The sequence below is a fragment of the Chryseobacterium sp. HMWF035 genome, assembly GCF_003094695.1.
GTDB classification, from domain to species: domain Bacteria; phylum Bacteroidota; class Bacteroidia; order Flavobacteriales; family Weeksellaceae; genus Chryseobacterium; species Chryseobacterium gambrini.
In genome coordinates, this window is record NZ_QEHP01000014.1 from 92,646 (window position 1) to 104,977 (window position 12,332).

The window sequence follows — 12,332 nt, forward strand, 5'->3', positions numbered from 1 at the left end:
TTTATAAAGCACAAAAAACTATTTTTGCATAATTTACGTTATTCATAAAAACTAAATGAGATGAGAATTCTTATCGTCCTTATTTTTCTGTTCGTCAATGTGAAAGCTCAGATGCTTAGTTCGGTTTATTTTGAGTACAATAGTTCTAAACTGACGAAAGAATCGCAGAAAAAGCTTGACAGTCTGGCGCAGTTGAGAAGCAATCTGAAATTCAGAATTTTTGGAAATTGTGATATTTCCGGAACTTCGGAATACAATAAAAAGCTGTCTGAAAATCGTGCTAATGCGGTTAATCAATATTTACAGTCAAAAGTCGGAAATAATATCAAACTGGAAAGTGTAGTAGGATTGGGAAAAGAAAAACCCATCAATGACAACAGTACCGAAGAATTGCGCGGTAAAAACAGAAGGGTAGATGTATTTATTGATCGGGTGATGATTGCCGGAGAAATACATTCGGGGAAAACCTTTGAGAGCTTTTTCAGCAAAAAAGTTTCAGAAATGAAAATCGGAGAAACTTTTTCTTTGCCGAATGTTAATTTTATCGGAGGTCGCCACGTATGGCTGCCAAAAGGAAATAGTGTATTGATGCAGTTAGCGGAAATTTTAAAAAATAATCCGACAATCGAAGTAGAATTGCAGGGACATATCTGCTGTGATTATGACAATTTCGATGGTGAAGATTTAGATTTGAAAACATTTAACCTATCTTGGGCGAGAGCCAATGCCATCAAAGAATTTCTGGAAAAACAGGGAATTGCTTCCACGCGCATCAAAGCAACCGGAATGGGACATCTCAATCCTGTTGTTTATCCCGAAAGAAAGGAAGAGGATTTCATGAAGAACAGGAGGGTGGAAATTGTTTTGCTTAAAAAATAGATTACAAGATTTCGGCGCAGCAAAGCTGCGCCGAAACTATTATACCTTTTAAAATTATCTTCTCAGTTTACTGAATGATGCCATCAGATAAAACAAAAACGGAAGGATGAAAACAGAGCCGAGCATTAACGCCCATCCCAAAGCCGAAATTGTTTTTGGCGCTGCAACGTTGTCTAATAAAGAAAGATGTTCTCCGTTTGCAAACAGAATAATATTCGGATTGTGCTGATATGTGGCGGCAACCAGAATCATAATCACCTGAAATCCTGCTAAAGCTCTTACAGGTAAAAGTTTACGGCGATTCATTGCTCTCAGAATCAAAAATAGACAGATGGTAGCAAAAACCGTTGCCATAATTCCCAAAGGCTTTGAGAAAACCCACATCAGTAAAGGAATATCGGAAAAATAAGCCGTGATGAAAACCAGAAGTCCTGCGATAACAACAAAGATCATGGTCTGTTTGGATTTTCTGATCATCATACCCAGTTCAAAACGGTCGGAAGTCTCTCTCAAAGCAAAAACGGAAGCAAGATAAGCACAGATGGAAACGGTAAATAAACCTACTGCAACACCAAACCAGTTCAGCCAACTGAAAATATACAAATCTAAAAAATTGGTCGCCTCCGGATTAATAGAATGGGAGATCGTTGCTGCTGCCGTTAATCCCAGAAAAAAAGGAGTCAGTAAACTCGCAAAGTAAAAAATCTGTGTGTAAATGCGTTGCCAACTGTCTTCCACCGCATCATAATGCCGGAACGTAAAAGCTGTCCCGCGTGCAATAATTCCCACCAGCATTAAAACCAAAGGAATATGAAGGTACGTGGAAAGCGTGGTGTAAACCTCCGGAAAACCGACAAAAAGAATAACAATGGCAATAATCAGCCACATATGATTGGCTTCCCAAACCGGAGCAATAGAAGTGTACATCAGAGTCTGCGTTTTGGGTCTGTTCTTTTTTCTGGTGAACTGTTCCACAATTCCCGCTCCGAAATCGGCTCCGCCTAAAATAACATACAGGCAGATCGATAGCCAGAGAAATCCTATAACAACATAAATCATGACTTTTTATTTTTAGAGTTAAACTGTGGATCGGTAGGATCGTATAATTGGGGAACCATTTTAATCTGTCTTGTTAAAAGGAAAATAATAACCAAAGAGAGTGACGCGAAAATCGCGGTAAAAAAGTAAAAAGAATACTGAATTCCCGGCATTGGTGTCACGGCATCGGCTGTTTTCATAATTCCGTAAATAATCCACGGCTGTCTTCCCACTTCAGTTACTGTCCATCCAGCTTCCAGAGCAATATATCCGAAAGGAGTTGCATATAAAAATGTTTTCAAAAGCCAGTTTTTGGAAAGCCATTCTTTCCTGAAAAACGTTGCATACAGAAAAACACTTCCAATAATAATCATCACAACGCCAAAAAAAATCATGATCTGAAAAGCATAATGCACAACCGCAATCGGAGGCCATTCATCTTTTGGAAAATCTTTCAGTCCTTTTACTTCAGCATTAAAATCATTAGCTACTAAAAAACTCAGAACTTTCGGGATTTTTACGGCATATTTTATCTCTTCTTTTTTCTCATCCGGAATTCCGCCAATAACAAATGAAGCCCCTTTTTCCGTTTCAAAATGGGCTTCCATGGCAGCTAATTTTATCGGTTGTCTTTCTGCAACGGATTTTGCGGCAACATCACCACTTAAGGGTGCTCCGAATGCTCCGATCAAAGCAAATCCTGCTGCAATTCTGAAAGCTTTGGTATGAAATTCAACATTTTTTTTCTTTAGAATCAAGAAAGCATGAACTCCGGCAACGGCAAATCCAGTAGCACAAAACGCTGCAACCGTCATGTGTAAAGCCTGAGGAAACCACGCGTCATTAAACATGGCTTTAATAGGATCTATATTTAAATATTGTCCGTTCACATAATCGAATCCTGCCGGAGAATTCATCCATGCGTTTGCGGCAACCACTAAAATTCCCGAAGCCAAACCACTTAATCCTACCAAAAATCCGCAGAACCAATGAAACCATTTATTAAATCTGTCCCATCCATACAGAAAAAATCCGATTGCGATGGCTTCAATAAAGAACGCGGTTCCCTCCAGAGAGAAAGGCATTCCGAAAATAGGTCCTGCATGTTTCATAAATTCCGGCCAGAGAAGTCCAAGCTCAAAGGAAAGCATCGTTCCGGAAACAGCACCGGTTGCAAAAAGGATTGCCACACCCTTGCTCCAGGCTTTCGTAAGACCTTTATAAACTTCGTTTTTTGTTTTTAAGTATTTCCAGTGTGCAAAAGCCATAAGAAAAGGCATAACCATACCCACACAGGAAAAAATAATGTGGAAGCCGAGTGACATTGCCATCTGTGCACGAGCTGCAAGAAAGTCGTCCATAAACCATTCATTTTGAGTAAATAAATTTACGTATAAATTAAAGATGTACATTATGATTTACAACAGCATTTGTTTGAGAAATAGGTTTTAACTTTGATATTTTTTAAGAGAAAACAATCTTTGCTTTTTGTGGAAAAATCAATACTTTTTTGACACTTTTTAACTTTCATACCTCGAAAAAAATCACGATATTTGTAAGTCTTTGCATTTAGCAGGATTTTTTAATATTTATATGAGTCAGAAACAATATACAGCGAGTAGTATTCAGGCATTGGAAGGAATGGAACACGTACGTATGCGTCCTTCAATGTACATTGGTGATGTGGGAGTAAGAGGTCTCCATCATTTGGTTTATGAAGTAGTAGATAACTCTATCGACGAAGCGTTGGCAGGATACTGCGACACGATCTTTGTCAGCATTAAAGAAGGAAACGGGATCGAGGTTAGCGATAACGGTAGAGGTATTCCTGTGGATTTCCACGAAAAAGAACAAAAATCCGCTCTTGAGGTTGTAATGACGAAAATCGGGGCAGGAGGTAAGTTTGATAAAGATTCTTATAAAGTTTCCGGAGGTCTTCACGGAGTTGGGGTATCGTGTGTAAACGCACTTTCCAACGAAATGGTAACGACAGTTTACAGAGACGGAAACGTTTATCAGCAGATATATTCAAGAGGTAAAGCTCAGACGGGCGTTGAGGAAATAGGACACAGCGATCAGAGAGGAACAAAACAGTTCTTCCAGCCGGATGATTCTATCTTTACAGAACTGGTGTATAATTATGATACATTAGCAAGCCGTTTAAGAGAGCTTTCTTATTTAAATAAAGGAATTACCATTACCCTTACAGACGAAAGAGAAAAACTGGAAGACGGTTCTTTCAGATCAGAAGTTTTCCATTCTGAAGGAGGTTTAAAGGAGTTCGTTGCCTTTATTGACGGAAACCGTGAGTCGATCATGGAAAATGTTATTTTCATGGAAGGCGAAAGAGACGATATTCCTGTAGAAGTGGCAATGCGTTACAATACGTCATTTAATGAGAATCTTCACTCATACGTTAATAATATAAATACTCACGAAGGAGGTACTCACTTGGCAGGTTTCAGACGTGCTTTAACGAGAACTTTAAAGAAATATGCAGACGATTTAGGGATTCCTCAGAAAGAAAAAGTAGAAATTACAGGAGATGATTTTCGTGAAGGACTTACCGCTGTAATTTCCGTAAAAGTAATGGAACCTCAGTTTGAAGGACAGACCAAAACGAAATTAGGAAACTCTGAAGTTTCGGGAGCTGTTGATAAAATTGTAGGGGAAATGCTTACTAACTTTTTGGAAGAAAATCCTAACGAAGCAAAAATTATCGTTCAGAAAGTAGTGTTGGCTGCAAAAGCAAGACAGGCTGCGAAAAAAGCCCGTGAAATGGTTCAGAGAAAATCTCCGATGGGAGGTTCCGGACTTCCCGGGAAATTATCCGACTGTTCTTCAAAAGATCCGGCAGAATCAGAAATTTTCTTAGTTGAGGGAGATTCCGCGGGTGGAACGGCAAAACAGGGTCGCGACAGATTCTTTCAGGCAATTCTTCCGTTAAGAGGTAAAATTCTGAATGTTGAGAAATCAATGCTTCATAAAGTATATGATAATGAGGAGATTAAAAATATTTATACCGCTTTAGGAGTTTCCGTAGGTACGGAAGAAGACAGCAAAGCGTTGAATATGGCGAAGTTAAGATATCATAAAATCGTAATCATGACCGATGCCGATATCGATGGTTCTCACATCTCAACCTTAATCTTAACGTTCTTCTTCAGATATATGAAGGAATTGATTGAAAACGGCTATATTTATATTGCTCAGCCGCCTTTGTATTTATTGAAAAAAGGAAACAAAAAAGTATATGCTTACAACGAAAAAGAGCGTGAAGAATTTACTTTGGAAATGTCTCCGGATGGAAAAGGTGTTGAAGTTCAGCGTTATAAAGGTCTTGGAGAGATGAATCCTGAACAGCTTTGGGAAACCACTCTGAATCCTGAACACAGAATTCTGAAGCAGGTAACCATCGATAATGCGGTGGAAGCAGACAGTGTATTTTCTATGTTGATGGGCGACGAAGTTCCGCCAAGAAGAGAATTTATAGAAAAGAATGCCAAATATGCGAAAATTGATGCATAATTGAATTCAAAAAATACGATTATAAAAGACTTCAGCAATGAAGTCTTTTTTTTTCAATATGAACCATTCAATACAATAAAAAATAATTTTGTCAGTTATAAGATTTCATTATTTTTGCTAAATTTTAATAACCATGATGAAAATACTTTGTATTGGAGCGCTTTCGATGGCTTCTTTTTACTACTCACAAAATTTTCCGGTTTCTGCCATTCCTGAGACTCTGAAGAAAAATGCAGATGCGGTCATCAGGAAAGATCTAACGACGATTCAGGTTAATAAAATTGATGATATCAGATATCAGTATTATACGGTGACCACTGTTTTGAATAAAGACGGCGACTCCGATGCGCAGATTTATATTCCTTATGAAAAAGGCAATAGCATTTCAGACATCAGGGTAAATATTTACGATGAATCCGGAAAGAAAATAAAGTCATTTTCCAAATCAGATTTTGGGGATTTTGCCAATAATAATCAGGGAACGTTCTATTCGGATAACCGAGTGATGGCTTTGTCTTATACGCCTACGCAATATCCTTACACTGTGGAATTTTCCTATCAGATCGCAGATGAAAATACGGTTTTCCTGCCGGATTTTATTCCATTCAGATCAACTAATCTTTCGCTGGAAGAAGCTCAGATGAAGATCATCAACAAATCAGGCATCGAGCTTAAAACAAAAACATATCTTTCGGCTTATAACTATACTTCAGTTACAGAAAGCGATAATGCAGGAGAAAAAATATATTCTTATAAAAATGTTCCGGCTATTGATGATGCTTTTTTGCTTCCCCAACCGATAAAAATTTTGCCAAAAGTAAGTTTTGCGTTAACGAAATTCAATCTTGAAGGAAAACAGGGGAGTATAAACAACTGGAGTGAGTTCGGATCTTGGTATTACAACAGCATTTTACAGCCGGTTTCTTTATCAACGCCTGCAATTAAAGCGGAAGTTGCAGCACTGAATTTACAGGGAACAACCGAAGAAAAGGTAAAAAAACTGTATCAGTATATGCAGAGCAAGACAAGGTATATTTTTGTAGCCTTGGGAATCGGCGGTTGGCAGCCGATGCTTCCGGATGAAGTTCAGAAAAAAGGATATGGCGACTGCAAAGGATTAACGAATTACATGAAAACTTTACTGGATGAAGCCGGAATTCCGTCTTATTATTCGGTGATCAATTCCGGTTCCTCTCCGGTTTCGTTTGATAAAGATTTTCCTAAAATGGGAGGAAACCATGTTATTCTGATGGTTCCTGCTGAAAAAGGAAATATCTGGCTTGAAAATACATCTCAGCAAATAGCTTTTAATCATCTAAGTTACGGAACCACAGAAAGAAATGTGCTTTCCATCAGAAAAAACGGAATTGAATTAATTGATACTCCGGTTTATGCAGCAGACCAAAGCAAAGAAAAACAGCTTTTAAAAATAAAGCTTAATGAAGACAACAGTATTTCCGGCGAAGGTAATTTTGCGTACACGGGAATTCAGTATGATAACAATCTCGTTCTGGCAACGATGTCACCAAAAGAAAGAAACGAAGCCATAAAAAATCTTCTGGATGTTCTTCATTTTGAAAAGATTGAAATGAAAAATTTCCTGAACGATAAAGACAATGCCGTTGCAAAATTTGATCTTGATTTTAAAGCCAATAATTATTCTAAAAATGCAGGAAGCAGCATCATTTTCAGAGCGGTACCCATTTATTCAAACAATGTTTACAAAACAGACGAAAACAGGGAATTGCCTTTTGAATTAAGACAGTCTTTTCAGGATGAATACGAAATCAACTTTGCGCTTCCTAAAAACTATAAAATAGAGGAACTTCCCGAGAATGTGACCTTAAATTCAGAATTCGGAACCTACAAATTAAGCTTTGTAAAAAATGGCGAAGAATTGAAAGTCAGCCGAACCATAAGAATCAATAAAGGACTTTATCCTAAAGAAAAATATAACGATTACGTTAATTTCAGAAAAAAAACCATTAACATCGACAACTCAAAAATTTTAATTTCTAAAATTTAACATGAAAAAAATATTTCTAGTGGCTTTCTGTTCAATGAATTTGATATTTATTGAAGCTCAGAAGCATGAATTTCTTAACTATCCTAAATTTAATGATGCAGATCTTTCAAAGCAGAAATCAGCGTTGGATGAAAATGCACCTGCCGAAATTTTATTCAAATCTCTGCATTTCAGCATTGATAACAATACCGGAAATCTTGTGAAAAAAGCTTTTTACAGGGTGAAAATCTATGATAAGGACAAAGCAGAAGACTGGTTGAATCTTGAAATTCCGTTATACCAAAGCGGAAGCGATCAGGAAACCATTTCGAAGGTAAAAGCTTTCACATACAATCTGGAAAACGGTACTTCCGTAGCTACAAAAGTTGATAAAAGTTCGAAATATAAAAGTAAAGAGAGCAAATATGTTTCCATCACAAAATTTGCATTCCCGAATGTAAAAAACGGCTCTGTTATCGAATACCAGTATGAAGTGACTTCTCCGTTTCTCTATGTGGTTCCGGAAATCATGATCGAAACAGATACACCGTCGTTATACACGGAATATGTTTTAGACAGCCCTTCAAACATTGCCTATAATGTTAATTACACAGGTTTTCTTACTCCTAAATATAGAGAAATCGATGAAAGAATGATGTACGGAATGAATTACAGAACATACCGCTTCGGATTTGAAAACATAAAAGGATTTAAAACAGAAAAATTTGTAAATAACGACCGAAATTACAGAACAAAAATTGGTGCAGAGCTTCATTCTACAAACTTCAGAGAACTTAAATTGTATTCTTCGTCGTGGGAACAGATTAAGCAGAGGTTGTATGAAAATGAAGATTTCGGAGGCGAATTAAAGAAAACAAGACTGGCAAAAGACAATATGCCTGCAAATATTTCAGGAATTTCAGGAGAGATAGAAAAAGCCAATGCTGTTTTTGATTATGTTAAAAATACCTTTACATGGAACAAAGACAGAGGGATTTATACAGAAGACGGTATCAAAAAAATGCTGGAAACAAAAACCGGAAATGCGGCAGAAATCAATCTTTTTCTGGTCATGATGCTTCGTGAAGCCGGAATTAAAGCAGATCCGCTTACGATTTCTACGGTGAGCAACGGTTTTATTAATATCGCTTCACCCAATGTTTCCAACATGAATTTTGTAATTGCTGCTGTTCAGACAAAAGATGGCTTTCATTTGTATGATGCGACTTCAAAGCAGTCTTCGATCGATCAGTTACCGCCAAGAGACTGGAACCAGTTCGGAATTTTGATGAATAAAGACAAAGTTCAGCAATTATCCATGATCAATGCAAAAACAAGTTTTACCTATCTTACGGCGGAGGCAAAAATTAATACAGACGGAAGCATTTCGGGAACCTATTCCGATAAAGACACAGGAACGTATGCTATTTTTGCAAAAGAGAGCTATGACGATAATGCAGAGAAATACAAAAAGCAGTATAAAGATAATTTTGCGATAGACTTTACCAATATCGATTCAAAAGTACATGAAAACGGTGATTTTGAAAGCACCATGAAGTTTTCTTCCGAAAATTTAATCGACAGGATCGGAAAGAAAATGATTATCAATCCGATGTTGTTTTTAAATAAAAACTCAAATGAATTCGATCAGACAGAAGAAAGAAAATACCTTATCGATTTTACTTCGCCGTTCACAAGAATTAAGAAAATAGTCTTGGAAATTCCGGAAGGATATACTATTGAAGAAATGCCGAAAAACAAAAAAATTGTAACCGACGATAAAGAAATCGAATACAGTTATATTGCTGAACAAAAAGGAAACAGGATCGAAGTAATTTCCACCACCAAAGTTAAGAGTCCGAATTATGAGAAAGAATATTATCCGGCTTTTAAACAGATTTGGGGAGTTGCTTCCAAACAGGAAAACCAGGTCATCAGTCTTGTAAAAAAACAGTAATTAAATTTTTTTTTCAAAAATAATCTCAAACCATTCATTTTTTGAATGGTTTTTGCATTGAAGAAGGAAAATCAGAATTATGAAAAATACCATTGCCGTCTTGGCACTTTCTTCTTTCTTTGTTTTTTCTGCCTGTAAAAAGACGGAAAGAAATAATATAAATGAAACAGAAGCTGCAGCTCCCGAAAAGTTTACAGTAGATTCCGTGAAAATTAGCGATTCCACGAAATTAAGCGATTCTTTAACCGTTAAATATACTTCCAAAATGTTGCTGTTCCCGACAGTAAAGGATAAAAAATTATTAGACAGCATTTATTTTACAGAAAAAAATATTGGCGATTTTTCCAGAGAAGGATTGCTGAATTATCTTCAGAAAAGCAAAAACGAATATTTTAATAACATCAGAAAAGATTCAAAAGACTGGATTTCAGATATTTCATTCTCTCAGGAATGGTATTCGGATACAGCAATGAAAGTAAGATCCAATACCAATGATTATCTCCAGATAGAATACTTTTGGGCTTCTTATGAAGGAGGTGCACACGATAATTATGGATATGCAGAAAGAGTTTTTGATCTTCAAAACAATAAAAAGCTTGAATTAAAAGACATTACTTCCATGCCGAAAGAAAAAATGGAAGCCCTTTTAATGAAAAATATCAACAAAACCAACAGTGGAACAACAGATGATAAAGGAGAAGTTAATAATTCTGAAATGCTTTTGGTAGACAAAATTCCGGCAACGGAAAATTTTTATTTTGATGACAAAAACCTATATTTCCATTACAGTCCGTATGAAATTACAGCTTTTGCAGCAGGAGACATTACGATTCCGGTTTCGTGGGCAGAAATGAAAGGCACACTTACTCCCGAATTGATGAAAAGAATGAAAATTAAATAATAATAATGCTTCCAGATCGGGAGCATTTTTTATTTTTGCACTAATGGAAAAAGTCGCTTTCATCATCAATCCTTTTTCGGCGAAAAAAAATTATCAGCCGTTTCTTAACGAACTGAAAGCAAAGGTAAAAGATCCTTTGTATTACATCTCGGAATCCATTCCCGGAACCGATCAGTTTATTCAGGATCATTTTAACACCGTTGATATTTTTGTAGCCATCGGAGGCGACGGAACCATTTCTACCGTAGCCGGAAATCTCATCAACACAGAAAAAATTCTGGCGATTTTTCCGGCAGGTTCCGGAAACGGATTTTCCAACGAAACCCAGTTCAGCAAAAATCTGGATGAATTACTGGAAAAGATCAAAACCAAAAATTCCAGAAAGATTGATACGTTCACAGTAAACGACAGACTTTCCATTAATGTTTCAGGAACCGGCTTCGATGGTAAAGTCGTAAAGGAATTTGAAAAAACCACAAGAGGATTTAAAAACTACATCAAAGTTTCCTTTAAGACCTTTTTCAGCTACAAGCCAATCAAACTTAAGTTTTTTGACGAAAAATACAAGCAGTACAACGGGAAATATTTAATGGTGAACATCGCCAACACAAGACAGTTTGGAAACAACGCCTACATCGCACCTCATGCAAGTAAAAGTGACGGTTTGGTAGATATGGTTCTAGTCAAAAAATTCCCTTTCTTCTATTCCATGCTTTTTGCGTTCAGAATGTTTACCAAAAAACTGAAACAGGACGATTACGTTACCTATTTGCCTGTTTCCGAAATAGAATTTAAGGTGAATACCAAAAACTGGCATCTCGACGGAGAATTCAACAAAATAAAATCTCCGGTTCATGTAAAAGTTCAGCCTTCGAGTTTAAGAATTTTAATCTAAAAACGGTCATTCCGGTAAAAAAGAAATTGTTTTCTATTTAATTTTAGGAGCTGTTTCGCGCTTTCGCTACTCGCTTTTTTTGGATTCGGCGGCTGCGAAGCAGCCGCCGAATCCAAAAAAGAGCTCAGACACGTCGCTCAATGGTAAGTTTGCATTAAACAAAAACAGATTGATAACTTAGTTAAAAATATTAACCAGAAGAGCAAAAGCAGCAGGATAAAGACAGACGCTCGAATGATACTTTGATATCGCCCGTGATTTTATTCCCCTGCTGCTGTTTTCTTCCAAATCCGGATAGAACATTGTTGGTAAAACTTTTACCATGGTGGATCAGAAGAAAACCTCTTTATAAAAAAAGATTTACGATGACAAAATTATCAAAAAAAGTGATTGGTGTAGATGTAGGATCAAAGTTTTTAACGATAAGCTTTAATGATTTAAATAATTGTGATCAGGTTTACAACATCGAAAACAACCGGGGCTCTATTTTATCTTTTCTAGATAAAATTTCCTTAGAAAATTATTGTCTGGTTATAGAATCTACGGGTAATTACAGCAGTAGGATTCTTCATCTTTCTCTGGAAAAAGGATTTGAGACCAGTCTTATTAACTGCATGTCTATTAAACATTTTTGCAGGATGAAAAACATCATCACTAAAACAGATGCAGAAGATGCTAAAGCCATCAGACTCTATGGAGAATTGTTTCGTCCTGAAAATTATGTTCCCAAAAGTATTGAGATTGAGCATCTTGACCAGGAGATTAAACTTTTGAATGATCTGGAAGAAGAAAAACGCAGATATGCCGTGAAACTAAAAGCGCTACGTTTTAATCCTTATCTTAACCCTGACACAGAAAAGCATTATGAAAGAAGGCTTAAACAGTTGGAAAAAGAAATCAAAGAAGTTGAACTGCGTCTTCCAAAACTTCAGGATGAGGAATTTAAGAAAGTAAAATATTTGATACAAAGTGTATCAGGAATTGGTGAGAAGACCTCATTACAACTTATGACTGCTACATCGGGCTTTAAGAATTTTGATTCCGCAAAATCTCTGGTAAAATATTTTGGATTGGCACCCAGAATTTACTAATCGGGAAAGAAATCTTATTCGCCCGGAAAGTGCAGGAC

9 protein-coding genes are annotated in these 12,332 nt (G+C 36.7%); 7 read left to right on the plus strand and 2 right to left on the minus strand.

Annotated features, from left to right (window positions below; translation table 11 throughout):
• The first annotated feature begins 60 nt into the window (after positions 1–60).
• Positions 61–879, plus strand: a complete 819-nt coding sequence (locus DD829_RS02320; protein WP_108410463.1) for an OmpA family protein — start codon at positions 61–63, stop codon at positions 877–879.
• 54 nt (positions 880–933) lie between these two features.
• Here the strand turns inward: DD829_RS02320 and DD829_RS02325 are convergent, their stop codons facing one another.
• Both DD829_RS02325 and DD829_RS02330 read right to left on the minus strand, forming a co-directional pair.
• Entirely contained in the window at positions 934–1,938 is a 1,005-nt protein-coding gene (locus tag DD829_RS02325; RefSeq protein WP_087710978.1) for a cytochrome d ubiquinol oxidase subunit II, read from the minus strand.
• Positions 1,935–3,278 (minus strand): cytochrome ubiquinol oxidase subunit I, encoded by a 1,344-nt coding sequence (locus DD829_RS02330; RefSeq protein ID WP_108410464.1) that lies wholly within the window; start codon positions 3,276–3,278, stop codon positions 1,935–1,937. The genes DD829_RS02325 and DD829_RS02330 overlap by 4 nt, the downstream gene beginning before the upstream one ends.
• 232 nt (positions 3,279–3,510) lie before the next feature.
• Here DD829_RS02330 and gyrB point away from each other — a divergent pair, with 232 nt between their 5' ends.
• From gyrB to DD829_RS02360, 6 genes are all read left to right on the plus strand, one after another.
• Positions 3,511–5,445 (plus strand): DNA topoisomerase (ATP-hydrolyzing) subunit B, encoded by a 1,935-nt coding sequence (gyrB, locus tag DD829_RS02335; protein ID WP_108410465.1) that lies wholly within the window; start codon positions 3,511–3,513, stop codon positions 5,443–5,445.
• A gap of 133 nt (positions 5,446–5,578) precedes the next feature.
• Positions 5,579–7,471 (plus strand): DUF3857 domain-containing protein, encoded by a 1,893-nt coding sequence (locus tag DD829_RS02340; protein ID WP_108410466.1) that lies wholly within the window; start codon positions 5,579–5,581, stop codon positions 7,469–7,471.
• A gap of 1 nt (position 7,472) precedes the next feature.
• Entirely contained in the window at positions 7,473–9,407 is a 1,935-nt protein-coding gene (locus DD829_RS02345; RefSeq protein ID WP_108410467.1) for a transglutaminase-like domain-containing protein, read from the plus strand.
• Between the two features lie 79 nt (positions 9,408–9,486).
• Entirely contained in the window at positions 9,487–10,308 is an 822-nt protein-coding gene (locus DD829_RS02350; RefSeq protein ID WP_108410468.1) for an RsiV family protein, read from the plus strand.
• A 43-nt stretch (positions 10,309–10,351) separates the two neighbouring features.
• Positions 10,352–11,203 (plus strand): diacylglycerol/lipid kinase family protein, encoded by an 852-nt coding sequence (locus tag DD829_RS02355; protein WP_108410469.1) that lies wholly within the window; start codon positions 10,352–10,354, stop codon positions 11,201–11,203.
• Positions 11,204–11,568: 365 nt separating this feature from the next.
• Positions 11,569–12,294, plus strand: a complete 726-nt coding sequence (locus DD829_RS02360) for an IS110 family transposase (RefSeq protein ID WP_123906784.1) — start codon at positions 11,569–11,571, stop codon at positions 12,292–12,294.
• Positions 12,295–12,332: the final 38 nt, after the last annotated feature.

Excerpts from the sequence above, each read along its gene's own strand:
- gyrB (WP_108410465.1), top strand. The coding sequence starts at position 3,511 with ATGAGTCAGAAACAATATACAGCGAGTAGTATTCAGGCATTGGAAGGA.
- DD829_RS02330 (WP_108410464.1), bottom strand. The coding sequence starts at position 3,278 with ATGGACGACTTTCTTGCAGCTCGTGCACAGATGGCAATGTCACTCGGC.
- DD829_RS02360 (WP_123906784.1), top strand. The coding sequence starts at position 11,569 with ATGACAAAATTATCAAAAAAAGTGATTGGTGTAGATGTAGGATCAAAG.
- DD829_RS02340 (WP_108410466.1), top strand. The coding sequence starts at position 5,579 with ATGATGAAAATACTTTGTATTGGAGCGCTTTCGATGGCTTCTTTTTAC.
- DD829_RS02345 (WP_108410467.1), top strand. The coding sequence starts at position 7,473 with ATGAAAAAAATATTTCTAGTGGCTTTCTGTTCAATGAATTTGATATTT.
- DD829_RS02325 (WP_087710978.1), bottom strand. The coding sequence starts at position 1,938 with ATGATTTATGTTGTTATAGGATTTCTCTGGCTATCGATCTGCCTGTAT.
- DD829_RS02350 (WP_108410468.1), top strand. The coding sequence starts at position 9,487 with ATGAAAAATACCATTGCCGTCTTGGCACTTTCTTCTTTCTTTGTTTTT.
- DD829_RS02355 (WP_108410469.1), top strand. The coding sequence starts at position 10,352 with ATGGAAAAAGTCGCTTTCATCATCAATCCTTTTTCGGCGAAAAAAAAT.
- DD829_RS02320 (WP_108410463.1), top strand. The coding sequence starts at position 61 with ATGAGAATTCTTATCGTCCTTATTTTTCTGTTCGTCAATGTGAAAGCT.